Source organism: Pseudoxanthomonas sp., from assembly GCF_002863005.1.
Classification (GTDB): domain Bacteria; phylum Pseudomonadota; class Gammaproteobacteria; order Xanthomonadales; family Xanthomonadaceae; genus Pseudoxanthomonas_A.
The window spans coordinates 50,819-77,685 of the sequence record NZ_PKDG01000014.1; the positions used below are offsets into that span (position 1 = coordinate 50,819).

The window sequence follows — 26,867 nt, forward strand, 5'->3', positions numbered from 1 at the left end:
GCCGCGATGATGCGGCGCGCGGAACAAAGAGGCGATGCGACGAAGGGAGGATCAGGCGCAATCGGCGGCGAGCGCGAAGCGCTGGCGGCGCTCCAGCGCAAGCGCCCACAACGCGACCGCGAATGCGGAGGCCGGCACCAGTGCTGCGACCCACGGCAATGCGGAAAGGCCGAGCCCTTGCGAAATCACCACACCGCCCAACCACGCGCCGAGCGCGTTGCCGAGGTTGAAGGCGCCGATGTTGAGGCTGGACGCCAGACTCTGCGCATCGCTGGCCTTCTGCAGCACCCACAGCTGCAGCGGCGACACCGTTGCGAATGCCGCGGCACCCAGCAGGCCGGTGAAGACGATCATCGCCCAGCGGCTGTGCAGGGCGAAGCTCATCACACCCATCACCAACGCGAGCGCCCCGAGCGTGCCGAGCAGGGCGGTGGCGAGACGGCGATCGGCGAAGCGCCCGCCCAGCAGGTTGCCGATGATCATGCCGACGCCGAACACGAGCAGGATCGGCGACACGGCCGCATCGGCGAAGCCGGTCACCTGCGTCAGCAGCGGCTGGATGTAGGTGTAGACGGTGAACATGCCGCCGAAGCCCAGTACCGTCATCAACAGGCCCAGCAGCACCTGCGGGCGGCCGACGACGCGCAGTTCATCGCGGAACGACAGCGGCGCGGGCGCGCTGCGGTCGGCCGGCACCAGCGTGGCGATGATGACGGTGGCGAACACGCCGATGGCGGTCACGGCCCAGAACGTCGCGCGCCAGCCGTATTCCAGGCCCAGCCAGGCGCCGGCCGGCACGCCGAGCAACGTAGCCACGGTGAGGCCGGTGAACATGATGGAAATCGCCGAAGCCTTGCGGTCTTCACTGACCAGGCCGGTGGCGACCACCGCGCCGACACCGAAGAAGGTGCCGTGCGCCAGCGAGGTTACCACGCGCGCGGCCATCAGCAGTTCGTAGTTCGGCGCGAGTGCGCACGCCAGGTTGCCCAGCGTGAAGACGATCATCAGCGCGACCAGCACCGCCTTGCGCGGCATGCGGTTGGTGGCGGCCGTCAGCAGGGGCGCGCCGACGAACACGCCCAGCGCGTAGCCGGAGATCAGCAGGCCCGCCGCAGCGATGGAGACCTGCAGGTCGGCGGCGACCTGCATTAGCAGGCCCATGATGACGAATTCAGTGGTGCCGATGCCGAAGGCGCCGGCGGTGAGCGCATACAGGCCCAGCGGAAGCCGGGAGGATGTGGGAGCGGAAGGCATGGTGGGAGCCCGGAAGGAACAAGGCGCGCAGCTTGCGCCTTCCTTTCCTGATGGGAAACGGTGAATATGCCGAATCACTATCAACAGAATATTGATAATGGATCGTGTCGGTGACCTGGCCCTGTTCCTCCGCGTGCTCGATCTCGGGTCGATCACCGCGGCCGCTCACAGCCTGGACCTGTCCGTGGCGGTGGCCAGCCAGAGACTGAAGCGGCTGGAGAAGGAATTGGGGGTGCGGCTACTGCACCGGACAACCCGACGCCTGCACCCTACGCCCGAGGGTGCCGCGCTGGCCGAGCAGGGGCGGGTGCTGGTGGAGGAGCTCGAGACGCTGGGCACGGGGCTGCGCGAAGCTGCACGCGAAGTCGCCGGCACGCTGCGGGTCACGACCTCCGCCTCGTTCGGGCGCCAGTACGTCTCGCCGCTGCTGCCGGCGTTCCTCGCACGGCACCCGAAGCTGCGGCTCAGCATCCATCTGAGCGACAACGTGGTCGATTTGGTCAGCGAGGGCTTCGACCTTGCGATCCGCATCGGCGCGCTCGACGATTCGCGCCTGGTCGCCCGGCGCATCGCCCCGAACCGGCGCGTGCTGTGCGCCTCGCCCGACTATCTGCGCCGACGCGGGCGACCGCGCACGCCTGAAGACTTGGCCCGGCATGATTGTCTGCTGCTGTTCGGCAGCGGTGGCCGCCAGGACGTGTGGCGGCTGGGCACGCCGGCGGGCGGCGAGGTCGCCGTACGCGTGCAGGGACGCTTCGAAAGCAATTTCGGCGAGGTACTGCGCGATGCCTCGCTGGCGGGCGAGGGCGTCGTGATCCATTCGCTGTGGCACGTCGCCGACGACCTGCGCGCCGGCCGGCTGGAAGTGGTGTTGCCGGATTACCCGTTGGCTACGACTGCGATCAGTGCCGTGATGCCGCAACGTCGCCTCGTACCGCCGCGCGTGCGGGCCTTCACCGACTTCCTGATCGAGCAGTTCGGCGATCACCCGCCATGGGAGCGCGGTCTTTAGGGCGGGTCAGGCGGTGTCGAAGGCGAACGCGTCCAGCGCCAGGCCACCCATTTCCACGTCGCGATGAAGCAACCGCCCCTTGGCGCCAACGCCGCCGGCGCCTAGCGCTACATACAGCGGGAAGAGGTGTTCGGTCGTCGGATGGTTGCGATGTGCTTCGGGCAATGCGGTCCAGTCGAGCGCACCCGCGACGTCTCCCGCCAGCAACCGGTCGCGCAACGCGTCGGTGAAGTCGGCGACCCAATCGTAGGGCGCTGCGTGCGCGTGTTGCCAATCGAGGGCACGAAGGTTGTGCGAGAACCCGCCGGACCCTACCACCAGCACGCCCTGCGCGCGAAACGGCGCGAGCGCCAGCCCGATGCGGTAATGCCAGTCGGCGGTCTGCGCCGGATTGACGGAGAGCGCGACGATGGGGATCTCGGCATCGGGATACATCCGCCGCAGCGGGACCCACACGCCGTGGTCCAGGCCGTGGTGGTGGTCCACCTGCGCGGCGAAACCCGCGTCGCGCAGGTGGTTCGCGATCTGGTCCGCGAGCGCCGGTGCGCCTGCGGCCGGGTACTGGATGCGATACAGCGCGTCCGGAAAACCGCCGAAATCATGGATCGTGTCCGGCGTCGGAGCGGCCGTGAGCGTAGGTTGCGCGTGGACGAAATGCGCAGATGCCACGAGGATCGCGCGTGGCCGCGGCAAGCGCGTGCCGAGATGGTCCAGGAACCGCCCCGTCGGCGAATCCTCGACCGCGAGCATCGGCGAGCCATGCGACAGGAAGAGGCTGGGAAGGGGGGCGAGCGGGGAGGCGGCATTCATGGCGCGAAGGATCGTGACCTTCCGGGGCCATACCAAGGGTCTGCGCTGCACCAGTGCGTTGCGAACCCGGGACACCACTGGGAAAGGCTCCCCTTTGACAGGCCAAGCGTGAAGATCTGCGCCACTTCGCTTGAAGAGTGTTAACCTTGCCCGACTTGTTATGGTACCGTTAACACAGTCTTCACGTACCCCCGCATAATCTGTTCAGCAAGGCGACGGGTGTCTGTCGCCTCGGATAACAACTAGAACCGCTGTTGGCAAAGCACTTCGGTTTTTCTAACACTGAACTTTTACATGGAAAGGAGCTGCAAATGAACAAGAAGATTCTCTGCGCCGCGCTGCTCGGCGGCCTGAGCCTCGCGAACACTGCGATGGCGCAGGAATTCGACGACCGTTGGTACCTGACCGGTTCGGTGGGTCAGAACATGCAGGATTCGGATCGTCGTACCGACGATACCCAGTTCGGCACCTTGGGCCTGGGTAAGTTCATCAGCCCCAACTGGTCGATCGACGGCGAGCTGAACTACCAGAACCCGGGTTTCGAGTTCAATGAAGACCTGAACTGGAGCCAGTACGGTATCTCGCTCGATCTGCGTCGCCACTTCATCCAGGAAGGCCGCGGCTGGAACCCGTACATCGTGACGGGCCTGGGCATGCAGCGTTCGGAAGAAGAGTACGTGATCAACAGCCCGGCCTCGCCGGCGCAGCGTCGCGACAACAACCTGGCTGCCAAGCTGGGTATCGGTCTGCAGGGCACCTTCGACAAGCGCGTCGCCGTGCGTGCCGAAGTGGCCTACCGTGCCGACTTCGACGACCAGAGCTACACCGCTGAAGGTGGCATCCACCAGCAGGAAGAGAGCTGGTTCGGCGACGTGCTGGCTTCGGTCGGCGTCGTGATCCCGCTGGGCCCGAAGGCCGAAGCCGCTGCTCCGCCGCCGCCGCCGGCCGCGCCGAGCTGCGCCGACCTGGACGATGACGGTGACGGCGTCAACAACTGCGACGACAAGTGCCCCGGTTCGCAGGCTGGCCAGACCATTGGTCCGGACGGCTGCCCGGTGCAGGTCTCGATCGACCTGAAGGGCGTGAACTTCGACTTCGACAAGTCGACCCTGCGTCCTGACGCGATCGCGATCCTGAGCGAAGCCGCCGAGATCCTGAAGCGCTACCCCGACCTGCGCGTCGAAGTGGCCGGCCACACCGACCTGTGCGGTGCGGACGCCTACAACCAGTCGCTGTCGCAGCGTCGTTCGCAGACCGTGTACGACTACCTGACCAGCAACGGCGTCAGCGCCTCGCGTCTGGTGGGTCCGATCGGTTACGGCGAGAGCCGTCCGCTCGAGCCGACCGCGCAGACCCTGCCGGGCTGCAAGAGCGAGCGTAACCGTCGTACGGAACTGAACGTCCAGAACTGATCGGACGCTCTTCCAGCACCATCCGAAGCCCGGCCTTGTGCCGGGCTTCGTTTTTTCGGGGTGATGCGCGCGAATTGCGTGATCGCGCTTCGTCTTTCCGCATCGGATGCGCTGCACGCCCGTTAATTTCTTGCCTTGCCATGAGGCGCTGCCTAAACTCCGGGCACGTCCCGCAAGAAAATGTCACGGAGCTTCGCCGATGCATCGCCACGTCCTTGCCAGTCTGTTGTGCATCGCCGTCACGCCCGTCGCATATGCCGCGCCGGACTGCGCCGGAAGTCTGGTACCGCCGCCGCTGAAGACACCCGCGACGGTGATCGCGCCGGTGGCACCGGAGTTCACCGCGGCCGCCACGCAGTTGGGTGCGCCCTCCGGCGTGCTGGCGTCGCATGCGTTCGACGAGTCGCAGTCGGTTGACCGTGTGCTGATGCGCCTGCGTATCGAAGGCTGCCGCAACGTCGCCAAGGCGATGCCCGCCGTTACGGCGCCTTCTGCGTCGGCCGCCACCGCCAGCCCGGCGGCCTACCAGCCCAAGACGGCGCACGACAACACGCCCTGGCGGTTCGACATGAGCCAGAACGGCAAGCGGATGACCGCAGACGAGTTCGATGCCTGGATGAAGTCGCGCGGCGTGCGCGTGGTCAAGGCTCCCGGTGCTCCGGCTGCCGCGCCTGCGCCTGCACCCGCCGAGCCCGCCAAGAAGAACTGATGCGCGAACGGCCGGTTTTCCGGCCGTTCTGCTGTCGGGACCATGACGACGCGCAGGCCTCCTTTCTGCGACACCGCGCGTGGCGGGGTGCGTGCGCGCGTCAATGATGCGAAGGGCGCGCGTCACGGACTCGCCCGCGTATTGTCGAAGCAAGGTGTGTGTTCGCGCAGCGAGGCCGCCCGCTGGATCGTCGAGGGCCGGGTGTCGGTCGATGGCCGCATCGTGCGGGATCCGGAGTTCCCCGTGGTCGCGGGTCGTGCCGCGATCCATGTGGATGGACAGGCCGGTACCGCACCCGAGCGACTTTACCTGATGCTCAACAAGCCCCGCGGCCTGGTGACCACGGCGCGCGACGAACAGGGACGGGACACGGTTTACCGGTGCCTGGAAGGCGCGCACCTCCCATGGATCGCGCCCGTGGGCAGGCTGGACAAGGCCAGCGAGGGCCTGCTGCTTTTCACCAATGATCCCGAATGGGCGGCGCGCATCACCGATCCGGCACACGGCCCCGACAAGACGTACCACGTGCAGATCGATCGTTTGCCGGATGCCGCGTTGCTGCAAGGCCTGACGGACGGCGTGAGCGTCGACGGCGAAACCCTGTCCGCCCATGGCGTTCGCATCCTGCGAAGCGGAGCGCGCAATGCGTGGCTGGAGATCGTCCTGGACGAGGGACGCAACCGGCAGATCCGCCGCCTGCTGGCCGCGTTCGATGTCGGGGTATTGCGCCTGGTGCGTGTCGCGATCGGACCGGTGGTGCTGGGCGAACTGGGCAAGGGCGCATGGCGTGCGCTCGAGGCGCATGAGCGGGATGCACTCGCCCCGACAACCGGGCGCTGATTGCGCGACGGCGGTCCGGGTTCGGCGCAGTCCGCCTGTCTACACTCGCTCACGCTGATCCTGGGGAACCCACCATGTACCGTTCGAACCTGCGCCTGCCACTGTGCGGCGCCATGATGCTCGCCGTCGGCCTGTCGACGGGCTGCGCGTCGACATCCTCGTCCTCCGCGATCAGGAAGGATGCGCCTGAAGACGTGGTCACCGTGAAGGCCGGCCCGCACGGCCACCGGTTCGACATGCAGCAGAACGGGCGCAGCATGACGGCGGAAGAATTCGACGCGTGGATGAAGGCACGCGGCATCCGCGTCGCGAAGGGCGCGCCGGCCAAGCCAGGGACCGCCACTACGGCGAAGCGCGCCCGCTGAACCGGCAAGGCGCGCCGTTCCCTGCATCAGGCGTTCAGCACGTCCAGGTCGCGGCCGATGCGGATGAACGCGTCGATCGCGCGGTCCAGGTGTTCACGCGTGTGCGCGGCGCTGATCTGCGTGCGGATGCGCGCCTGACCCTTCGGCACCACGGGAAAGAAGAAGCCGATCGCATAGATGCCTTCCTGCAGGAGGCGCTCGGCGAAACGCTGCGCCAGCGGCGCGTCGTACAGCATGACCGGACTGATCGGGTGCACTCCAGGTTTGATGTCGAAACCGGCGGCCGTCATCTTCTCGCGGAAGTAGCGCGTGTTTTCCTGCAACCGCTCGCGAAGGTGGCCAGCCGCGGACAGCATTTCGAACGCCTTGATGCCGGCGGCCACCACGTGCGGTGGCAGCGAGTTGGAGAACAGATACGGGCGTGAGCGCTGGCGCAGCAGCTCGATCACTTCCTTGCGTGCGGTGGTGAAGCCGCCCAGCGCGCCGCCCATCGCCTTGCCCAGCGTGCCGGTGATGATGTCGATGCGATCCAGCACCCCCTTCACTTCGGCCGAACCGCGACCGGTGGCGCCGAGGAAGCCGGTGGCGTGGCATTCGTCGATGTGCACCAGCGCGTTGTACTTCTCCGCCAGCGCGGTGATCTCGTCCAGTGGGGCGATGAAGCCGTCCATCGAGAACACGCCGTCGGTGGTGATGAGCTTGGTCTTGCAGCCGGCCGCATCGGCCGCCTGCAGTTGCGCTTCCAGGTCCGTCATGTCGCAGTTCGCATAGCGGAAGCGCTTGGCCTTGCACAGGCGCACGCCGTCGATGATCGAGGCATGGTTCAGCGCGTCGGAGATGATGGCGTCGTCCTCGCCCAGCAACGGCTCGAACAGGCCGCCGTTGGCATCGAAGCAGGCGGCATAGAGGATGGTGTCCTCGGTGCCGAAGAAGTCGGCGATCGTCTTCTCCAGCTGCTTGTGCAGGTCCTGCGTGCCGCAGATGAAGCGCACCGAGGCCATGCCGAAGCCGTGCGTGTCCAGCGCGTCCTTGGCCGCGGCAATGATGTCCGGGTGATCGGCCAGGCCCAGGTAATTGTTCGCGCAGAAGTTCAGCACCGTGCTGCCGTCGGCGAGGGTGATTTCGGCGGACTGCGGGCTGGTGATGATCCGCTCCGACTTGAACAAACCCTGGGCGCGGATGTCATCGAGGGTGGCGGCGTAATGGGCAGTGAGTGAGTTGGCCATGGCACGGGGCTGAGAAGGGAAGGCGCCATTCTACCCGCGGCCACAAAACGCCCTGTTGCGTCATGCGCGTACGGCATAAGCGAGCCCCGTTTCGTCATTTCCCTGTCCGCATGTGCGCACGCAGCATCGCCTCTCCGGCCCCGGACGGGGCCTTCACACGGGGAACAGCGGTCATGCGGACACACTCGGGCCCACGCAAGCGCAAAGACAGTGGCGTCGCCATCCTGGGCGCTCTGGCCTGTTCGCTCGCGCTCCCCGTAGCCGCACAGAACCAGCCCACAGTGCAAGAACTGCTGCAACGCCTGGAAGCGCTGGAGCGCCGCGTCGGCGATGCGCCGACGGCGGCAGCGGCCGAAGGCGAATCCGGACCGGCGACGCTGGGCGACCTGGATCAGCGCCTGCGCATCCTGGAGCGGCGCCTCGAACTGCAGCAGGAAGAAACGGCGGCCAAGGCCAAGGACGCTCCCGTGGTCGCGGTGAACGACAAGGGCGCCTCGCTGAAGTCGGCCAATGGCGACTACGAGTTCAAGCTGCGCGCCCTGGTGCAGGGCGACGCGCGCTTCTTCCTCGACGACGACGCGGTGCCGCAGAACGACACCTTCCTGTTCCGCCGCATCCGCCCGACCATCGAAGGGTCGCTCGGCAAGCTGGTGTCGTTCCGGCTGACGCCCGAGTTCGCCGGCGACAGCGCGACGATCGTCGACGCGTACGTCGACGTGAAGCTGGATCCGGCATTCACGCTGCGCGCCGGCAAGGTCAAGGGCCCCGTTGGACTGGAGCGGTTGCAGTCCGGCGGCGCCATCGCCCTGATCGAGCGCAGTTTCCCCACCGAACTGGCGCCCAATCGCGACCTTGGCATCCAGGCGCAGGGCGAACTCGCGGAGGGACGCGTCAGCTACGTGGCGGGCGTGTACAACGGTGCACCCGACGGCCGCGATGCCGCGACCACCAATCCGGACAACGAATTCGAATATGCCGGTCGGGTGTTCTTCGAGCCCTTCAAGAACACCAGCAGTTCCTGGTCCGGCCTGGGCTTCGGCATCGCCGGCAGCATCGGCGACAAGCAGGGCACGGGCAACAACTTCCTGCCGCGCTATCGCACCCAGGGGCAGACGCAGTTCTTCAATTACCGCGGCGCGGTGGCGGCGGACGGCGAGCACAGTCGCTTCTCGCCGCAAGGCTATCTGTACCGCGGGCGTTTCGGCCTACTGGCCGAATACATCGCATCCAAGCAGGAACTGCTGGTCACCAGCGGCGCTTCCGCCGGCACGCGTGGGGATCTGGAGACGACGGCCTGGCAGGCGACGGCAAGCTGGGTACTGACGGGGGAGGACGCCAGCTACCGCGGCGTGGTGAAGCCTGCGAAGCCCTTCAGTCCGGGCGGTGGCTGGGGTGCATGGGAACTGGTGGGACGATACGGGGAACTGGAGGTCGACGACGGGGCGTTTCCCGTATTCGCCGATCCTGCCGTATCGGCACGTCGCGCCAAGGCCTGGACGCTGGGCGTGAACTGGTACCTCACCAGCAACCTGAAACTGGTCGTCAATTACCTCGATACCCAGTTCGAGGGCGGAGCTGCCGCGGGCGCTGACCGCGAAGACGAAAAGGCCGTGTTCTCGCGACTGCAGGTCGCCTTCTGATTCCCGGAGACCCTCCATGAAGACTTCCATCCGCCACCATGTCCGCACTGCGCTGCTGGCCTTCGGCCTGACGCTGGCCGCCGCCTCAGGCGCCAAGGACATCAACCTGCTCAACGTGTCGTACGACCCGACTCGCGAGTTCTACCGCGAGTTCAACGCCGCCTTCGCCGCCGACTGGCGGAAGACCAAGGGGCAGAAGGTCAGTATCGAGACCTCGCACGGCGGTTCCGGCAAGCAGGCGCGCTCTGTCATCGACGGCCTGGAAGCCGACGTGGTGACGCTGGCGCTGGCCTATGACGTCGACTCCATCGCACAGCGCGCCAAGCTGTTCCCGGCCAACTGGCAGTCGCGGCTGCCGGAGAACAGCGCGCCGTACACGTCGACCATCGTGTTCCTGGTGCGCAAGGGCAATCCGAAGAAGATCCGCGACTGGCACGACCTGGTGAAGCCCGGCATCTCGGTGATCACGCCGAATCCGAAGACCTCCGGCGGCGCGCGCTGGAACTACCTGGCGGCGTGGGCGTACGGGCTGAAGATCTTCAAGGGCGATGAGGCGAAGACGCGCAACTTCGTGCGCGCGCTGTTCCGCAACGTGCCGGTGCTCGACACGGGTGCGCGCGGTTCCACCACGACGTTCGTCCAGCGCGGCATCGGTGACGTGCTGCTGGCGTGGGAGAACGAGGCGTTCCTGTCGATCGAGGAACTGGGACCGGACAAGTTCGACATCGTGGTGCCCTCGCTGTCGATCCTCGCCGAGCCGCCGGTGGCGCTGGTGGACCGCAACGTGGACAAGCACGGCACGCGCGAGGCGGCCCAGGCCTACCTGAAGTACCTGTATTCGCCGACCGGCCAGCGCCTGGCCGCCAAGCACTACTACCGTCCGCGCTACCCCCAGTACGCGGCGCCGGAAGACATCGCACGCTTCCCCAAACTGGAGCTGGTGACGATCAACGGCGTCTTCGGCTCATGGGCGAAGGCCCAGTCCACCCATTTCGCCGACGGCGGCGTGTTCGACCAGATCCAGGCGAAGTAACGTGGCGGCAGTGCATCCGTGGTCCGGAAAGGCGCGCCCGCGGCGCGTCATTCCCGGTTTCGGCCTCAGCCTGGGCTACACGCTCGCGTGGCTGGGGCTGATCGTGCTTATTCCGCTGGCAGGTGTTTTCGCCAAGGCGAGCGGGTTGGGCCTGGCCGGCCTCTGGGCGGTCTGGACGGAACCGCGCGTGCTGGCGGCGCTGCGGATCAGTTTCGGCACGGCGCTCGTGGCGGCCGCCTTCAATGCCGTGATGGGCACGCTGGTCGCGTGGGTGTTCGTGCGCTACCGCTTCCCGGGCAAGCGGGTGTTCGACGCGATGATCGATCTGCCGTTCGCCTTGCCCACCGCCGTGGCCGGCATCGCATTGACGGCGCTGTACGGGCCGACCGGCTGGCTCGGGCAATGGCTGGAAGCGGCCGGCATCAAGGTCGCATACACGCCGCTCGGCATCACCGTGGCTCTGGTGTTCATCAGCCTGCCGTTCGTGGTGCGCGTGGTGCAGCCGGTGCTGGCGGAGATCGAGACCGAACTGGAAGAAGCGGCGGCCACGCTCGGCGCAAGCCGCTGGCAGGCGGTGCGCCATGTGGTGCTGCCGACGCTGTGGCCGGCCGTGCTGGCCGGCTTCGCGCTGGCGTTCGCGCGCGGCGTGGGCGAATACGGTTCGGTGATCTTCATCGCCGGCAACCTGCCGGGCGTGTCGGAGATCGCGCCGCTGCTGATCACGATCAAGCTGGAAGAGTTCGACTACGAGGGCGCCACCGCGATCGCCGCCGCGATGTTGTTGCTGTCGTTCGCGCTGCTGCTGGTGATCAATACCCTGCAGGCGCGGCTGCAGCGGACCGGCAAACGGGCGGGCGGGTAGCATGGGCGACGCCCTCTCCGCCGTCATCGCCGTTCCGCCGGAGTCGTCTGTCGTGGATGCACCTGCACGTCCCGTCCGCCGCCATGCCGCTACCACCGAGCCCGCCTGGGTGCAGGTGCTGCTGGTACTGGGGGCGCTCGCTTTCCTGCTCTCGTTCCTGCTGCTGCCGCTGGCATTGGTGTTCGTGGAAGCGCTGCGCGGCGGCTGGACGGCCTTTGCCGCCGCCATCACCGAAACCGATGCGCTGGCCGCGGTACGACTGACGCTGCTGGTGACGGCGATCGTGGTGCCTCTCAACCTGGCCTTCGGCGTCGCGGCCGCGTGGGCGGTCAGCAAGCACGAGTTCCGCGGCAAGCGGTGGCTGGTGACGCTGATCGATCTTCCATTCGCGGTATCGCCGGTGGTCGCCGGGTTGATCTACGTGTTGATCTTCGGTGCGCAGGGCTGGGCCTACGCGTTGATCGATGAAGGCTGGCGCCTCTCGCTGCCGCTGCTCGGCGAGCTGCACGTGCAACTGCCGAAGATCATCTTCGCGCTGCCGGGCATCGTGCTGGCCACGATCTTCGTGACGTTCCCGTTCATCGCGCGCGAACTGATGCCGCTGATGGAGCAGCAGGGTACGGACGAAGAGCTGGCTGCGCTCAGCCTCGGCGCCAGCGGCTGGCAGACGTTCTGGCGCGTCACGCTGCCCAACATCCGCTGGGCGCTGCTGTACGGCGTGCTGTTGTGCAGTGCGCGCGCTCTGGGTGAGTTCGGCGCGGTCTCGGTTGTGTCCGGCCACATCCGCGGCCGCACCAACACGCTGCCGCTGCATGTGGAAATCCTCTACAACGAGTACGCATACAGCGCTGCGTTTGCGGCGGCCTCGCTGCTGGCGCTCACCGCGCTGGCGACGCTGGTGCTGAAGACCTGGCTGGAATGGCGCCACGGCGAAGCCCTGGCCGCCAACCACCGTCATTGAGAAGGCGACATCATGGGCATCAAGATCGAACACCTGGGCAAGCAGTTCGGCGACTTCGCTGCGCTGGATGACGTGTCGCTGGACATCCGCCAGGGCGAGCTGCTGGCGCTGCTCGGACCCTCGGGCTCCGGCAAGACCACGTTGCTGCGCGTCATCGCCGGACTCGAGCATGCCGATCGCGGGCGCGTGCTGTTCGACGGCGAAGAGGCGACGCGTCTCAGCGTGCAGGCGCGGCGGGCGGGCTTCGTGTTCCAGCACTACGCGCTGTTCCGCCACCTGACGGTGGAGGAGAACATCGCCTTCGGCCTGCGCGTGCGCAAAGGCCGCCATCGCGTGCCCGATGCGACCATTCGTGCGCGGGTCGCGGAACTGCTTTCGCTCGTCCAGCTCGACGGCTTCGGCGCGCGCTACCCGGCGCAGCTCTCAGGCGGTCAGCGGCAACGCGTGGCCCTGGCGCGGGCGCTCGCCATCGAGCCACGCGTGCTGCTGCTCGACGAACCGTTCGGTGCGCTCGATGCGCAGGTGCGTCGCGACCTGCGGCGCTGGTTGCGCGAGCTGCACGACCGGACCGGGCTGACGACCATCTTCGTCACCCACGACCAGGAGGAGGCGCTGGAGCTGGCAGACCGCGTCGCGATCCTCAACCGGGGCCGCATCGAGCAGGTGGGCAGTCCAGCCGATGCCTATGACGTGCCGGCATCGCCGTTCGTGTATTCGTTCGTCGGTGCGGTCAACCGGCTGCCCGCGCGCTGGGAGGACGGCACACTGCGTGTCGCCGGCTTGCCGTTGCAGTCGCACGGCCAGGTGGGGCAGGAGGGGGATGCGGAGGTTTACGTGAGGCCGGAGGATCTCCATCTCGTCGATGCCGCCGGCGCGTCGTCCTGGCCCGCGACCATCGTCGACGCGCAGCGGACCGGGCCGCGCCTGCGCCTGCGCACGCGTCTGGTCGACAGCGGCGTGGAGCTCGACGTGGAATTGCCCGCCGACCGTGAAGGCCCGACGACGCGGCCCGGGCAGTCCGTCCATTTGGCACCAAAACGGTTCGGATGGTTTCCCCGCGGTGGTGCAACGGCACCAGCCTGATGCGGTGTAACTGCATGAATTGATTGAAAAAGAAACCAATTTCCGATGACTTCGTCCAGCACTTGACGCAGGCGATTGGTGCGGCGCACTATCAGGTTGCAGTTAAAAAACCGTGAAGCTGTGATTACGGTGTGATACCGATCACCGCCTCCGCCGCCACCGTCCGCCAACCGATCAGGAGACTCCGGATGAAGCCCGTCAAGCTCGCCACCGCCCTTGCCACCGCCCTGCTGCTGGCCCTGCCGCTGTCCGCGTTCGCGCAGGATGCCGAGGAAGAAGCCTCGTCGCCTTTCAGCGCCACATTCACCGGCACGTCCGACTACGTCTTCCGAGGCGTCTCGCAGACGGACAACAAGCCGGCGTTCCAGGTCGGCGCCACGTATTCCGCTCCGTTCGGCCTTTACGTGGGCGCGTGGGCGTCGAACGTGGACTTCGGACGCGGCGGTCCTGACATCGAAGTGGACTACTTCGTCGGCTGGAACAAGGATCTCAACGACGCCTGGAACATCGACCTGGGCGTGAACCGTTATACCTACGAGCGCGCCGCCAGCGATTACGGCGACATCGACTACAACGAGTACCTCGCGAAAGTCACGTGGAGCGGTCCGGTCACCGTCGGCGGCATCCTCGGTTATGCGGACGATTACGGCAACACCGGCGCGGACCAGGTGTATGCGGGCGTGTCGGCGAGCTACGACATCGGCGACAGCGGGTTTTCCGTGGCCGCGAGCACCGGTTACACGTCCATCGATTACGGCAGCGACGGGCGCGCCGACTACTACGACGGCTCCATCTCCGTGTCCAAGGCGTTCGGCCCGGCGACCGCGACCCTGGGGTATTACGACACCTTCGGCTCGGATGCCTCCGAGCTTCGCAGTGCTTCGGACATCTACAAGCCGGGCCTCGTCCTGACGGTCGGTATCGCCGTGCCCTGACGCTGGCAGCTGCGTGTAAGGAAAAGGGCGCCTCGCGGCGCCCTTTTCATTCATCCTGTGCCTGACGCGACCTCAGTTCCAGCTCAACACCACCTTGCCGGCCTTGCCCTGTTCCATCAGGTCGAAGCCCTTCTGGAAGTCGTCGATCGGCAACTGGTGCGTCAGCACCTTGCCCAGCGGAAAGCCGCTCAGCACGAGCTGCGTCATCTTGTACCAGGTCTCGTACATCTTGCGGCCGTAGATGCCCTGCACCGTGAGGCCCTTGAAGATGATGCGGTCCCAGTCCACGCCGGCACCCTTGGGCAGGATGCCGAGCAGCGCGATCTTGCCGCCGTGGTACATGCAGTCGAGCATGTCGTTGAAGGCGCGCGGGTTGCCGCTCATCTCCAAGCCCACATCGAAGCCTTCCATGTGCAGGTCGGCCATCACGTCCTTCAGCGACGTGTTGGCGACGTTGACCACGCGGGTGGCGCCCATGTCGGCCGCCAGTTTCAGGCGGAAGTCGTTGACGTCGGTGACCACCACGTTGCGCGCGCCGATGTGCTTGCAGATGCCGGCGGCGATGATGCCGATCGGGCCCGCGCCGGTGATCAGCACGTCTTCGCCGACCACGTCGAACTCCAGCGCGCAGTGCGCAGCGTTGCCGTACGGGTCGAAGAACGCGGCCAGCTCGCTGGGGATCTGGTCCGGGATCGGCCACAGGTTGCTGGCGGGCATCACCATGTACTCGGCGAAGGCGCCATTGCGGTTCACGCCGATGCCGACGGTGTTGGGGCACAGGTGCTGGCGACCGCCGCGGCAGTTGCGGCAATGGCCGCAGACGATGTGGCCCTCGGCCGATACGCGCTGGCCGACCTCGTAGCCCGTCACCGCCGAACCCAGCTGCGCGATGCGGCCCACGAATTCGTGGCCGATGGTCAGGCCGGGCTTGATGGTGCGCTGGCTCCACTCGTCCCACAGGTAGATGTGCAGGTCGGTGCCGCAGATGGCGGTCTTCTCCAGCTTGATCAGCACCTCGTTGGGGCCGGGCTGCGGGACGGGCAGTTCCTCCATCCAGATGCCTTTGCCGGCCTCGCGCTTCACCAGCGCCTTCATCGTCTGTGCCATCGGGCATCGATCCAGGGAAATGAGGGCGCGGATTATACGCCCCGGTCCATGGTGGACCCGTGGTGGGGTCCCTGGCTCGTATGCGTGGCGTGGAGGCTGGGCCGGCGTAGGACAAAAGTCATGGTCGGCCGGGGCGGCAGGTTCATTACAATCGCAACCTTCTGTCCGTTCCGGGATTTCCATGCGTCCGAACCTGCTCGCCGCCGCCCTCGCGGTTCCGCTCTCCCTGCTCGCCGCCCAGATCGCCCAGGCGGGCGAGGGCATGTGGGTGCCTCAGCAACTGCCTGAAATCGCTGGCCCGCTGAAGAAGGCGGGGCTGAAGCTGTCGCCGCAGCAGCTCTCCGACCTCACCGGCGATCCGATGGGCGCGGTCGTCGCGCTGGGCGGCTGCACCGCCAGCTTCGTCTCGCCGAACGGACTGGTGGTCACCAACCACCATTGTGCCTACGGCGCGATCCAGCTGAACTCCACCGCCGAAAACAACCTGATCAAGAACGGCTTCAACGCGCCGACTACCGGCGATGAAGTCAGCGCGGGTCCGAATGCGCGCGTGTTCGTGCTGGACGAGATCACCGACGTGACGAAGGACGCGAAGGCGGCCATCGCCTCCGCCGGCGCCGACGCGCTGGCGCGCACCAGGGCGCTGGAGACCTTCGAGAAGAAGCTGATCGCCGACTGCGAGGCCGAGGCCGGTTTCCGCTGCCGTCTCTACAGCTTCTCCGGCGGCAACACCTACCGCCTGTTCAAGAACCTGGAAATCAAGGACGTGCGCCTGGCGTACGCGCCTCCGGGCAGCGTGGGCAAGTACGGCGGCGACATCGACAACTGGATGTGGCCGCGCCACACGGGCGACTTCGCCTTCTACCGCGCCTACGTGGGCAAGGACGGCAAGCCGGCCGCGTTCTCCAAGGACAACGTGCCGTACCGGCCGAAGCATTGGCTGAAGTTCGCCGACAAGCCGCTGGGTGAAGGCGATTTCGTGATGGTGGCCGGTTATCCGGGGTCGACCAACCGTTATGCGCTGGCCGCCGAATTCGACAACACGGCCGCCTGGACGTACCCGACCATCGCGCGCCACTACAAGAACCAGATCTCGATGGTGCAGGAGGCCGGCAAGAAGAACGCCGACATCCAGGTGAAGTACGCGGCCACCATGGCCGGCTGGAACAACACGAGCAAGAATTACGACGGCCAACTCGAGGGCTTCAAGCGCATCGACGCGGCCGGCCAGAAAAAGCGCGAAGAGGCTGCCGTGCTGGCATGGCTCGAGGGCCAGGGCGTGAAAGGCCAGCCTGCACTGGATGCGCACGCAAAGCTGCTGGCCTTGTTGGATCAGAACAAGGCCACGCGAGAGCGCGACCTTACGCTGGCGATGTTCAACACCACCGCGATGATCGGCTCTGCCACGCAGCTGTACCGGCTGTCGATCGAGCGCGAGAAGCCCAATGCCGAGCGCGAATCCGGTTACCAGGAACGCGACCTGCCCGCCATCGAAGGTGCGCAGAAGCAGCTGGAGCGCCGCTACGTGGCCTCGATGGATCGCCAACTGCAGGAGTACTGGTTGAACGAGTACCTCAAGCTGCCGGCGGACCAGCGGGTGGCGGCCATCGATGCGTGGCTGGGCGGCAACGATGCTGCCGCAGTCAAGCGCGCGCTGGATCGCCTGGCGGGCACCCGGCTGGGCAGCACCGACGAGCGGCTCAAGTGGTTCGCGGCCGATCGGAAGGCGTTCGAGGCCAGCAACGATCCGGCCATCCAGTACGCGGTGGCGGTGATGCCGACGCTGCTCAAGCTCGAACAGGAGCGCAAGACCCGCACCGGCGAGAACCTGGCTGCGCGCCCGGTCTATCTGCAGGCGCTGGCCGACTACAAGAAGAGCCAGGGCGAGTTCGTCTACCCGGACGCCAACCTGTCGCTGCGCATCACCTTCGGCAACGTGATGGGTTACGCGCCCAAGGACGGCGTGGCGTACACGCCGTTCACCACGCTGGAAGGCGTCGTGGCCAAGGAAACCGGACAGGATCCGTTCGACTCGCCCAAGGCATTGCTCGATGCCGTGGCCGCCAAGCGCTATGGCGGACTGGAGGACAAGCGCCTCGGTTCGGTGCCGGTGAATTACTTGTCCGATCTGGACATCACCGGCGGCAACTCCGGCTCGCCGGTGCTGGATGCGCACGGCAAGCTGATCGGGCTCGCCTTCGATGGCAACTGGGAATCGGTGAGTTCCAACTGGGTGTTCGATCCGAAGATGACCCGCATGATCGCCGTGGACGGTCGATACCTGCGCTGGATCATGCAGGAGGTCTATCCGGCTCCCCAACTGCTGAAGGAAATGGGCGTCGGCCAGTAACACCTGCAACTGAGCGGCAGGCACGGGACGGGAGCGGGTATGATCCGCTCCCGTCCTCGTTTCCAGCTTCCGGAAACGGGACCGCTTCTCACGAATGGACACACCGACGCATGCGCATCCTGCTTGCCCGCCACGGCGAAACGCCGTGGAACGCCGAAGGCCGCTACCAGGGCCAGATCGACATCCCGCTTTCCCCCGTCGGCGAAGGGCAGGCGACCGCACTGGGCCTGCGCCTGAAGGACGTCCGCATCGATCGGGCGGTGGCATCGCCGCTCTCGCGTGCGCAGCGGACGGCAAAGCTGGCGTTGGGCGAGGCGCGTGCCGACCTGCTGCAGACGGATGCGGACCTCCAGGAGATAGCGCACGGTGAATGGGAAGGTCTGCTCGCCAGCGAGATCCAGGACAAGGACCCGGCGCGCCTGCTCGCATGGCGCGAGGAACCCGACACGGTGCTGATGCCGGGCGGAGAGTCGCTGCGCCAGGTGCTGGATCGTTCATGGCGCGGCCTGGCGCGCGCCGTCGACGGCCTGGGCGACGACGACACCCTGCTGATCGTGGCGCACGATGCGGTGAACCGTGTCCTGCTGTGCCGCATCCTCGGCCTGCCGATCGCGAAACTCTGGACGTTCCGCCAGGCGCCGACCACGCTCAACCTGCTGGAGGGCCCGACGGTCGACCAGCTGGAGGTCGTGCGCCTCAATGATTGCGCGCACCACACGCCCTTCTTCGGCGAAGCGAAGCACCGCGCGCTCTGAGACTGCGCTACGCTCCGGACGGGAGCGAACGGGGAGACTGCGATGAAAGCCTGGATCCTGGTCCTGGCCATGACCGGCCTGCTGTCGGCGGCCGGCGCCGGTGCCGTGGACGACATCGGTGCGCACGTCGTGACGAAGGTGCCGCCGAAGTACCCGGCCGACGCCGCGCGTGCGGGCATCTCCGGGACCGTCGTGCTGGTCATCACGGTCACGGCGACCGGTGCGGTGGAGAGCATCCTGGTCGAGCGATCCTCCGGCAACCGGTCGCTGGATACCGCCGCGATCGATGCGGCGAACGAATGGACGTACGCGCCGTCGATCGAGCACGGCAAGGCCGTCCGTGGCCGCGTGCGCGTGCCGGTCGACTTCACGATGGGGGACGAGGACGAGCCCGTGCGCGCCGCCGTCGCGCATCTCGCGCCGCGCCTCCGCGTGCCGGTCGTGACGCCGGATGCCGATGGAACCCTGCCACGGTTCATCCAGGATCCATTGCCGCTGGAAGCCGACGGCGTCGCCGCCACCATGGCATTGCTGGAGTCGCAGGCCACGCCGATCGACCTTCCCGACTTGCCTGCCGACATTGCCCTCTATACGTGGACGGGCGAAAACGGCGAGACCCGTTGGGAGGTGTACACCGGTGAGATACCGCACGCGCCCACACTGGTCCGCACGCGTCTGACCACGGATGGCAAGCATGGCTTCTCCGTGACCCGCGTGCTCTGCGAAGCGAAGGATGCGGAGGCCTGCAAGCGGTTCCTCGGCCATGTGCAGCGTTCCGGACGCCAGCGCGCCGTGCCCCTGAAGACGCCGGAGGCGGGCGGCGCCGGATCGAAGGGCGCCGTGCCTGGGGGATAATGGCGCGCATGCGCACCCTCGACGACTGGCTTTCCCATATCGAACACCAGCACCCCAGGTCCATCGAAATGGGTCTGGAGCGCGTGCGCGAGGTCGCCGCGCGGATGTCGCTCGGCAAGCCCGCGCCGCGCGTCATCACCGTTGGCGGCACCAACGGCAAGGGCTCGACCGTCGCCTTCCTCGAGGCCATCGCGCGCGCGGCCGGATGGAAGGTCGGGGCGTACACGTCGCCGCACCTGCTGCGCTACAACGAACGTGTCCGCATCGATGGCGTCGATGCCGACGATGCTTCGCTCGCCGCCGCCTTCGAAGCGGTGGACGCCGCGCGCGGCGGCACGACGCTGACCTACTTCGAGTTCGGCACCCTGTCGGCGCTGTGGTTGTTCGAGCGCGCATCGCTCGACCTGGCCGTGCTCGAGATCGGCCTGGGCGGGCGCCTGGATGCGGTGAACATCGTCGATCCCGATGTCGCCGTCATCACGACGGTCGACATCGATCACACCGACCTGTTGGGCCACGACCGCGAAAGCATCGGCGCGGAGAAAGCGGGCATCGCCCGTGCATGGAAGCCGTTGGTCCTCGGCGAGGTGGATTCGCCCTCCAGCGTGTTGCGCCATGCCTATGCCGTCGGCGCGAATGCGCTGCGTCTCGGCAGCGATTTCTTCCACGAGCCCGTCGACAGCCAGCGCTGGCGCTGGCGCGAAGTCGGCGCAGAACTCGACCTGCCCGTGCCGGTCCTGTCCGCGCCTTCGCAGCGGGCGAACGCCGCCACCGCGATCGCCGCGTTGCGCGCCTTGCCGGGAGACGCCTTGTCCGACGAGGCCTTTTCGAAGGGCGTGGCCAGCGCGATGCTGCCGGGCCGCCTGCAGCGTGTCAGGCATGCAGCCGTGGATGTGGTGCTGGACGTCGGCCACAACCCGCAGGCGGCGCGCGAACTGGCGTCGTGGTTGCAGGCCAATCCGATCGGCGGCAGCACGCGGGTGGTCTTTGCCGCGCTTGCCGACAAGGATGTGCAGGGCGTGACCGGTGCGCTCGCCGACTTGCCGCTGCAGTGGTTTCTTGCGGGACTGACGCTGGGGCCGCGGTCGCAGGCGGCCGAACAGCTTGCGGCCCGACTGCAGGACGGCATCAGGCAAGTGGCGTCGTTGCATACGGGTGTGGCGGAAGCGTTGCGTGCGGCGCTCGACGCATCGGCGCCGGGAGATCGCGTGCTGGTGTTCGGCTCCTTCCACACCGTCGCCGACGCGTTGCAGGTCCTGCATTCAGGTCGATGACGGGGTGCGCCGCGATGCGCGCCGTATAATCGCTGCGGCATTCCCGCCGCAGCTGCCGTGGACCTGGATGGATACTGCCCTGAAACAGCGCCTGATCGGCGCCGTCGTGCTGGTGGCGCTGGCCGTCATCTTCCTGCCCATGCTGGTGAAGGGGCCTGCACCCGACAGTGGCGTGTCCGACGTACCGCTGGACGTGCCGCCCGCGGCCGATGGCGAATTCGAAACGCGTGAACTGCCGCTGGTGACGCCGGGCAACGCACCTGCGTCCGGTGCCGTGGGACTGCAGGGCCAGGTGGCTGCGCCCGCCGCGGAGCCGGCGCCGGCTGCGGGCGCCCTTCAGCCGGCGGCGACGGCGGCCGGCAACTTCGCCGTCAGTTTCGGCGCCTACGCCACCCAGGCCGATGCCGACGCCGTCTTGGCCCGTGTGCGTCAGGCGACCCTGCCGGGCTTCGTCGAGCCGGCCACCATCAACGGCAAACCCGCGTTCCGCGTTCGCGTCGGTCCCTACGCCGACCGTCCGCAAGCCGAAGCCGCGCGCCTGGACGCCATCAAGATCCGCGGCGACGTCAACGCCCAGGTCGTGACGCTCGACGTGCCCGCCGGCACGCCGGCTGCCACACCGTCGACTGCCCCCGTCGCGTCCGTCGCCACGGCCACCCCGGCCACGCCCGCCGTCACCACCCAGGCGCTGCCCCCCGAGCCCGCGAAACCGGCGCCGAAGCCGGCGACGACCGAGGTCAAACCGGCTGCCGCCCCGGTGCCGGCACCGACGAAGCCCGCCGCCACCACGCCGGCGACAGCGACGGCATCTGCGACCAAGCCTGCCGAGGCGACGAAGCCCGCCGCGTCGGGGACCGGGTTCGCCGTGCAACTTGGGGCCTTCTCGAATGCGTCCGACGCCAACGCGTTGCGCGACCGTGCGCGCAGTGCCGGCTTCAGTGCGTTCGTCGAACAGGTGCGCACCGACAAGGGCACGCTCAATCGCGTGCGCGTGGGACCGGTCGCCAACCGCGCCGATGCGGACCGACTGAAGGGACAGGTGGCATCGAAGATCGGTGTCGACGGCATGGTCCGTCCGCACCCTTGATGCCGTCGCGCCGCCGCATCGAGCGCCACGGGCGCGCCGCATGAGCGCGCTGGACCTGACGCTGCTGGCCATCGTCGGCGTGTCGACCCTGTTCGGCCTGATGCGCGGTTTCATCAGTGCGCTCGCGTCGATGGTCGCCTGGCTGTTGGCCGGCTGGGTGGCGTTCCATTACGGCGGCGACGTGGCCCATGCGTTGTCGGGCGACGGCCAGCCGTCGGCGAGCGAGTTGCTGGGCGGCTACGTGATGAGCTTCATCGGCGTGATGATCTTCGTCGGACTGACTGGCTGGGCCATCCGCCACCTCGTCAAGTCGGTGGGCCTGTCGGGTCTGGATCGCGTGCTGGGTCTGGCGCTGGGACTCGCGCGTGGGGCCTTCGTCGCCTGCATCGTGCTGCTGCTGGCCGCCTTCACCGAGTTGCCCCGCGAACCTGAATGGAAACGCTCGTCCGTCGTCCCCGTGCTGCTGCCGGGTGCGCAATGGTTGTCGCAATGGTTGCCGGAATGGACTGTGCAGGAACTGGACTTTGGCAACGGACGCCCAGCGGGCGATAATGCGCGCCTGCAAACGCTGCTGCCCCTGCCGCTGGAAGAGCCCGGCGCACCACAGGAGCACGCCCCCTCGTCGGCCTCACCCGCGTCGAAACCGGAGTAGATCCACCATGTGCGGCATCGTCGGAATCGTCGGCAACCAGAACGTCGCCGGCCAGCTTTATGACGGGCTGACCGTCCTCCAGCACCGCGGACAGGACGCCGCCGGCATCGCCACGGCCGACGGCACGCGGCTGCGCGTGCACAAGGACAACGGACTGGTACGGGACGTGTTCAACGCCAAGGCGATGAGCGTGCTGGAAGGGCGCGTGGGCATCGCCCATTGCCGCTATCCCACCGCCGGCTCCGAGGGCATGGACGAAGCGCAGCCGTTCTACGTGAACTCGCCCTACGGCATCGCGCTGGCGCACAACGGCAACCTGATCAACACCGACGCCTTGCGCCAGGATGTGTTCGCGCAGGACCGCCGCAACATCAATACCGATTCGGACAGCGAAGTGCTGCTGAACGTGTTCGCGCACGAGCTGGACCTGCAACGCACGCTCACCCCGGAAGCCGCGATCCGCGCCGTGGCCGGCGTGCATCGCCGGGTGAAGGGCGGTTATGCCGTCGTCAGCGTGGTGCTGGGCCTGGGCCTGGTGGCGTTCCGCGATCCGCACGGCATCCGGCCACTGGTGCTGGGCAAGCGCGAGCATGGCGAAGGCACCGAATACATCATCGCCTCCGAATCCGCCGCGCTCGACATCCTCGGCTTCGTGCGCATGCGCGACGTGCAGCCCGGCGAGGCGATCGTGATCACGGCGCGCGGCGAGCTGTTCAGTGAAATCGTCGCGGACGCCCCGCAGCACGCACCCTGCATCTTCGAGTACGTGTACTTCGCGCGCCCGGATTCGATGATCGACAACGTGTCGGTGCACAAGGCCCGCATGCGCATGGGCGTGAAGCTGGGCGAGAAGATCCTGCGCCTGCGTCCCGACCACGATATCGACACGATCATCCCGATCCCGGATACCTCGCGCGACGCTGCGCTGGAGATCTCCAACGTGCTGGGCGTGAAGTACCGCGAGGGCTTCATCAAGAACCGTTACGTCGGCCGCACGTTCATCATGCCGGGGCAGGGCGAACGGGTGAAGTCGGTGCGCCGCAAGCTCAACCCGATCAACCTGGAATTCCGCAACCGCGTCGTGCTGCTGGTCGACGATTCGATCGTGCGGGGCACCACGTCCAAGCAGATCGTGCAGATGGCGCGCGATGCCGGCGCGCGCAAGGTCTACCTGGCCAGTGCAGCGCCGCCGGTCCGCCATCCCAATATCTACGGCATCGACATGCCGGCCGCCGACGAGCTGGTGGCGCACGAACGCAGTGTCGAGGACATCGAGCGCGAGCTGGGCTGCGACTGGCTGATCTACCAGGACTTGGAAGACCTGGAAGCCGCCGTGCGCGAGGGCAATCCGAACCTCACGGAGTTCGATTCTTCGTGCTTCGACGGCAAGTACGTCACCGGTATCGAGCCGGGATACTTCGCGCGCATCGAACAGGCGCGCTCCGACGAAGCCAAGCGCAAGCGCCGCGTCGGCTGACGCGGCCGGCGGACATGGCCACGCTGTTCGAGGCCGCGCGCATCTGCCTGGACGCGTCGGACATCGACGCGAAGGTCGCGTTGACGCAGGACTACGCCACCGCGTTCGCGCGCGGCGAACTCGCAGCCTGCCCCGATGCGCCGCCGCCTGCGCCGATCCGCATGCCAGGACGTCCGCCCAGGCCCGTGCTGGTGCACCCGCGCGACCTGCCTCGCCGCGGACTGGGCAGCGTGCCGGGCAGGGCAGCCTTCATCCATGCCATCGCGCACATCGAACTCAACGCGATCGATCTGGCCTGGGATGCGGTGTACCGCTTCCGGGGACTGCCGGCCGCGTTCTATGCGGACTGGGTCGGCGTGGCCCATGACGAGTCGCGCCACTTCGTGCTGCTGCGCGACCGGTTGCGTGAACTGGGTTACGACTACGGCGACTTCGACGCGCACAATGGTCTTTGGGAAATGACCGAGAAGACCGCACATGACGGTCTTGCGCGGATGGCGCTGGTACCGCGCGTACTGGAAGCGCGCGGGCTGGACGTCACGCCCGGCATGATCGTGAAGCTGCGCGACCTCGGAGACGAACAGACCGTCGCGATCCTCGACGTCATCCTGCGCGAGGAAGTCGCGCACGTCGCCGCGGGGTCACGCTGGTTCCGCTGGTATTGCGAACAGCGCGGCGTCGAGCCGCGCGCGCGCTTCCGCGAACTGCTGAGGGAGTACGCGGGCGGCTACCTGCACGGTCCGTTCAATATCGAAGCGCGGCTGCTGGCAGGTTTCGACGAGGATGAACTGGCGGCGCTGGAAGCGCCGTGACGTCGAGGGTGGAACAGCGGTGGGAGCGACGTAAGTCGCGATGACGGCACCGCGGTAGTTCATCGCGACTTGCGTCGCTCTCATGGACTGCATCTCATGGCACGCATCGCTTAGAGCGAATCCAGCGCCGTCCCGTCAGGCTCGACGCGCAGTACGGATCCCTGTTCGTACCAGTCGCCCAGCACGATGCGGCGGCAGGTGCGATCACCGACCGCGAGGTCGTGGATCGCCGGGCGGTGCGTATGGCCGTGGATCAGCGTGTCGATGCCGAACTGGGCCAGCGTGGCGTCTACCGTCGCCAGCGTCACGTCGGTCAGGGTTTCGAACTGCGCCTTGTCGTTCTGCTTCATGCCGCCCTGGTGCGCGGCGCTGGCAGCGCGTGCCTGCGCCGCGAAGGCCAGCCGTTCGGCCAGCGGCTGCGCCAGGAACTGCGCCTGCCAGGCCGGATTGCGTGTCTGCGCGCGGAACGCTTGATACGCGACGTCACCGGTGCACAGCAGATCGCCGTGCATCAGGATCGCCGGCTTGCCGTACAGCATGACGACGGCGGGGTCGGGCAGGATGCGCATGCCGGCTCGGCGTGCGAAAGCATCGCCGACGAGGAAATCGCGGTTGCCCCGGATGAAGTACACCGGCACCCCGGCGTCGGCCACCTCGCGGGTCCGGGCGGCCACGTAGGCGCCGGTCTCCGAGGGGTCGTCATCGCCGACCCAGGCCTCGAACAGGTCGCCCAGGATGTACAGCGCATCGGCGCGGCGGGCCTCGACCTGCATGAAGGTCCCGAACAGCTCGGTCACGGCGGGGCGTTCGGCGTCCAGGTGCAGATCGGAGATGAAGAGTGTGGTCATGCCGGGATTCTAAGCCCTCCCCCTGAACGAGCAGGGGGAAACGCGGTGCGCGCGGGTTAAAATCGCCGTATTCCGTCCATCGAGTTCCCCATGGCCTGCCGTACCCGCTTCGCCCCCAGTCCCACCGGCTACCTCCACATCGGTGGCGCCCGCACGGCGCTGTACTGCTGGCTGGAAGCGCGTCATCGCGGCGGCGATTTCATCCTGCGCATCGAGGACACCGACCGCGAGCGCAGCACTCAGGCCGCGATCGACGCGATCCTGGATGCGATGGACTGGCTGGGCCTGGGCTACGACGAAGGCCCGATCTACCAGACCCACCGCATCGACCGTTACCGCGAAGTCGCCGAGCAGCTGGTCGCCGCCGGCAAGGCCTACTACGCCTACGAGACGCGCGAAGAACTCGACGCCATGCGCGAGGCCGCGATGGCGAAGCAGGAGAAGCCGCGCTACAACGGCGCTGCGCGCGAGCAGGGCCTGCCGCACCGCGACGATCCGAACCGCGTCATCCGCTTCAAGAATCCGCTCGACGGCGTGGTCGCCTTCGATGACCTGATCAAGGGCCGCATCGAGATCGCCAACAGCGAGCTCGACGACATGGTGATCTTCCGCCCCGACGGCTACCCCACGTACAACTTCGCCGTGGTCGTGGACGACTGGGACATGGGCATCACCGAAGTTATCCGCGGCGACGACCACATCAACAACACGCCGCGCCAGATCAACATCTACGAAGCGCTGGGCGCGCCGGTGCCGAAGTTCGCGCACATGCCGATGATCCTGGACGAGCAGGGCGCCAAGCTGTCCAAGCGCACCGGCGCGGCCGACGTGATGCAGTACAAGGACGCAGGCTACCTGCCGCACGCGCTGATCAACTACCTGGCGCGGCTGGGCTGGTCGCATGGCGACCAGGAACTGTTCTCGCGGCAGGAGCTGATCGAGCTGTTCGACGTGAAGGACGTGAACTCCAAGGCCGCGCGCCTCGACATGGCCAAGCTGGGCTGGGTGAACCAACACTACCTGAAGAACGACGCGCCTTCGGACGTCGCGCCGCATCTGGTCTACCAACTCGAAAAGCTCGGTATCGATCCGTCGGCCGGGCCTGCGCCCGCCGATGTCGTCATCGCCTTGCGTGATCGCGTGCAGACGCTGAAGGACATGGCCGAGAAGGCGGTGGTCTGGTACCAGCCGTTGGACGTGTACGACGAGGCTGCCGTGGCCAAGCATCTCGGGGCCGCGGCGAAGGCACCGCTGGCCAAGGCCCGCGAGCGGCTCGAGGCGCTGGCGGACTGGAACGCCGAGAGCGTGTCCACGGCCCTGCACGAGGCTGCGGCCGCGCTCGAACTCGGCATGGGGAAGGTGGCCCAGCCGCTGCGCGTGGCGATCACCGGCACCCAGGTCAGCCCCGATATTTCGCAGACCGTATACCTGGCCGGTCGCGACGAAGCCTTGAAACGCATCGACGCCGCACTCATCAAGAGTGGTACGTCCGCCTGACTCCGGATCGC

At 67.2% G+C, this 26,867-nt stretch carries 25 protein-coding genes; 20 read left to right on the forward strand and 5 right to left on the reverse strand.

Annotation, left to right across the window (positions count from 1 at the left end; translation table 11 throughout):
- Nucleotides 1-51: 51 nt before the first annotated feature.
- On the reverse strand, nucleotides 52-1,254 hold the full coding sequence (locus CYU89_RS04620; protein WP_296279054.1) for an MFS transporter: 1,203 nt from the start codon (nucleotides 1,252-1,254) through the stop codon (nucleotides 52-54).
- 97 nt (nucleotides 1,255-1,351) lie between these two features.
- Here CYU89_RS04620 and CYU89_RS04625 point away from each other — a divergent pair, with 97 nt between their 5' ends.
- The gene (locus CYU89_RS04625) at nucleotides 1,352-2,266 is read left to right on the forward strand and encodes a LysR family transcriptional regulator (protein ID WP_296279055.1); all 915 of its coding nucleotides are present in this window, start codon (nucleotides 1,352-1,354) and stop codon (nucleotides 2,264-2,266) included.
- A gap of 6 nt (nucleotides 2,267-2,272) precedes the next feature.
- On the opposite strand, the gene CYU89_RS04630 is transcribed toward CYU89_RS04625, so the two are convergent.
- Nucleotides 2,273-3,076 (reverse strand): class III extradiol ring-cleavage dioxygenase, encoded by an 804-nt coding sequence (locus CYU89_RS04630; protein ID WP_296279056.1) that lies wholly within the window; start codon nucleotides 3,074-3,076, stop codon nucleotides 2,273-2,275.
- Nucleotides 3,077-3,387: 311 nt separating this feature from the next.
- Here CYU89_RS04630 and CYU89_RS04635 point away from each other — a divergent pair, with 311 nt between their 5' ends.
- From CYU89_RS04635 to CYU89_RS04650, 4 genes are all read left to right on the forward strand, one after another.
- Entirely contained in the window at nucleotides 3,388-4,488 is a 1,101-nt protein-coding gene (locus tag CYU89_RS04635) for an OmpA family protein (protein WP_296279057.1), read from the forward strand.
- Nucleotides 4,489-4,687: 199 nt separating this feature from the next.
- Nucleotides 4,688-5,197 carry a hypothetical protein gene (locus CYU89_RS04640; protein WP_296279058.1) on the forward strand — a complete coding sequence of 170 codons (510 nt, stop codon included), beginning with the start codon at nucleotides 4,688-4,690 and terminating at the stop codon, nucleotides 5,195-5,197.
- Nucleotides 5,198-5,239: 42 nt separating this feature from the next.
- Nucleotides 5,240-6,037, forward strand: coding sequence for a pseudouridine synthase (locus CYU89_RS04645; RefSeq protein ID WP_296279059.1), 798 nt, complete (start codon nucleotides 5,240-5,242; stop codon nucleotides 6,035-6,037).
- A 74-nt stretch (nucleotides 6,038-6,111) separates the two neighbouring features.
- On the forward strand, nucleotides 6,112-6,402 hold the full coding sequence (locus CYU89_RS04650; protein ID WP_296279060.1) for a hypothetical protein: 291 nt from the start codon (nucleotides 6,112-6,114) through the stop codon (nucleotides 6,400-6,402).
- Nucleotides 6,403-6,428: 26 nt separating this feature from the next.
- On the opposite strand, the gene kbl is transcribed toward CYU89_RS04650, so the two are convergent.
- Nucleotides 6,429-7,628, reverse strand: coding sequence for a glycine C-acetyltransferase (kbl, locus tag CYU89_RS04655; protein WP_296279061.1), 1,200 nt, complete (start codon nucleotides 7,626-7,628; stop codon nucleotides 6,429-6,431).
- A 173-nt stretch (nucleotides 7,629-7,801) separates the two neighbouring features.
- Between kbl and CYU89_RS04660 the strand changes: the two genes are divergently transcribed.
- From CYU89_RS04660 to CYU89_RS04685, 6 genes are all read left to right on the forward strand, one after another.
- Entirely contained in the window at nucleotides 7,802-9,268 is a 1,467-nt protein-coding gene (locus CYU89_RS04660) for a porin (protein WP_296279062.1), read from the forward strand.
- A 16-nt stretch (nucleotides 9,269-9,284) separates the two neighbouring features.
- Nucleotides 9,285-10,301 (forward strand): sulfate ABC transporter substrate-binding protein, encoded by a 1,017-nt coding sequence (locus tag CYU89_RS04665; protein ID WP_296279063.1) that lies wholly within the window; start codon nucleotides 9,285-9,287, stop codon nucleotides 10,299-10,301.
- A 1-nt stretch (nucleotide 10,302) separates the two neighbouring features.
- Nucleotides 10,303-11,163 carry a sulfate ABC transporter permease subunit CysT gene (gene cysT / locus CYU89_RS04670; protein ID WP_296279064.1) on the forward strand — a complete coding sequence of 287 codons (861 nt, stop codon included), beginning with the start codon at nucleotides 10,303-10,305 and terminating at the stop codon, nucleotides 11,161-11,163.
- Nucleotide 11,164: 1 nt separating this feature from the next.
- Nucleotides 11,165-12,124: a sulfate ABC transporter permease subunit CysW gene (cysW, locus tag CYU89_RS04675; RefSeq protein ID WP_296279065.1), complete on the forward strand. Its 960-nt coding sequence runs from the start codon at nucleotides 11,165-11,167 to the stop codon at nucleotides 12,122-12,124.
- 12 nt (nucleotides 12,125-12,136) lie between these two features.
- A complete protein-coding gene (locus CYU89_RS04680; RefSeq protein WP_296279066.1) occupies nucleotides 12,137-13,207 on the forward strand; it encodes a sulfate/molybdate ABC transporter ATP-binding protein in 1,071 nt (356 codons plus the stop codon).
- Between the two features lie 188 nt (nucleotides 13,208-13,395).
- Nucleotides 13,396-14,142: a TorF family putative porin gene (locus CYU89_RS04685; protein WP_296279067.1), complete on the forward strand. Its 747-nt coding sequence runs from the start codon at nucleotides 13,396-13,398 to the stop codon at nucleotides 14,140-14,142.
- A gap of 72 nt (nucleotides 14,143-14,214) precedes the next feature.
- Here the strand turns inward: CYU89_RS04685 and tdh are convergent, their stop codons facing one another.
- Nucleotides 14,215-15,249 (reverse strand): L-threonine 3-dehydrogenase, encoded by a 1,035-nt coding sequence (tdh, locus tag CYU89_RS04690; RefSeq protein WP_296279068.1) that lies wholly within the window; start codon nucleotides 15,247-15,249, stop codon nucleotides 14,215-14,217.
- Nucleotides 15,250-15,430: 181 nt separating this feature from the next.
- Here tdh and CYU89_RS04695 point away from each other — a divergent pair, with 181 nt between their 5' ends.
- From CYU89_RS04695 to CYU89_RS04730, 8 genes are all read left to right on the forward strand, one after another.
- Complete coding sequence (locus tag CYU89_RS04695; RefSeq protein ID WP_296279069.1) at nucleotides 15,431-17,599, forward strand: S46 family peptidase; 2,169 nt, start codon at nucleotides 15,431-15,433, stop codon at nucleotides 17,597-17,599.
- A gap of 110 nt (nucleotides 17,600-17,709) precedes the next feature.
- Entirely contained in the window at nucleotides 17,710-18,354 is a 645-nt protein-coding gene (locus tag CYU89_RS04700) for a histidine phosphatase family protein (RefSeq protein ID WP_296279070.1), read from the forward strand.
- 42 nt (nucleotides 18,355-18,396) lie between these two features.
- A complete protein-coding gene (locus CYU89_RS04705) occupies nucleotides 18,397-19,209 on the forward strand; it encodes a TonB family protein (protein ID WP_296279071.1) in 813 nt (270 codons plus the stop codon).
- 8 nt (nucleotides 19,210-19,217) lie between these two features.
- A complete protein-coding gene (folC, locus tag CYU89_RS04710) occupies nucleotides 19,218-20,483 on the forward strand; it encodes a bifunctional tetrahydrofolate synthase/dihydrofolate synthase (RefSeq protein ID WP_296279072.1) in 1,266 nt (421 codons plus the stop codon).
- A gap of 67 nt (nucleotides 20,484-20,550) precedes the next feature.
- The gene (locus CYU89_RS04715) at nucleotides 20,551-21,570 is read left to right on the forward strand and encodes an SPOR domain-containing protein (protein ID WP_296279073.1); all 1,020 of its coding nucleotides are present in this window, start codon (nucleotides 20,551-20,553) and stop codon (nucleotides 21,568-21,570) included.
- A 40-nt stretch (nucleotides 21,571-21,610) separates the two neighbouring features.
- Nucleotides 21,611-22,222, forward strand: a complete 612-nt coding sequence (locus CYU89_RS04720) for a CvpA family protein (RefSeq protein ID WP_296279074.1) — start codon at nucleotides 21,611-21,613, stop codon at nucleotides 22,220-22,222.
- 7 nt (nucleotides 22,223-22,229) lie between these two features.
- The gene (purF, locus tag CYU89_RS04725) at nucleotides 22,230-23,699 is read left to right on the forward strand and encodes an amidophosphoribosyltransferase (RefSeq protein ID WP_296279075.1); all 1,470 of its coding nucleotides are present in this window, start codon (nucleotides 22,230-22,232) and stop codon (nucleotides 23,697-23,699) included.
- 14 nt (nucleotides 23,700-23,713) lie between these two features.
- Nucleotides 23,714-24,511 carry a ferritin-like domain-containing protein gene (locus CYU89_RS04730; protein WP_296279076.1) on the forward strand — a complete coding sequence of 266 codons (798 nt, stop codon included), beginning with the start codon at nucleotides 23,714-23,716 and terminating at the stop codon, nucleotides 24,509-24,511.
- Between the two features lie 110 nt (nucleotides 24,512-24,621).
- Here the strand turns inward: CYU89_RS04730 and lpxH are convergent, their stop codons facing one another.
- On the reverse strand, nucleotides 24,622-25,359 hold the full coding sequence (gene lpxH / locus CYU89_RS04735) for a UDP-2,3-diacylglucosamine diphosphatase (RefSeq protein ID WP_296279077.1): 738 nt from the start codon (nucleotides 25,357-25,359) through the stop codon (nucleotides 24,622-24,624).
- A gap of 90 nt (nucleotides 25,360-25,449) precedes the next feature.
- Here lpxH and gltX point away from each other — a divergent pair, with 90 nt between their 5' ends.
- Nucleotides 25,450-26,856, forward strand: coding sequence for a glutamate--tRNA ligase (gene gltX / locus CYU89_RS04740; RefSeq protein ID WP_296279078.1), 1,407 nt, complete (start codon nucleotides 25,450-25,452; stop codon nucleotides 26,854-26,856).
- Nucleotides 26,857-26,867 lie beyond the last annotated feature (11 nt).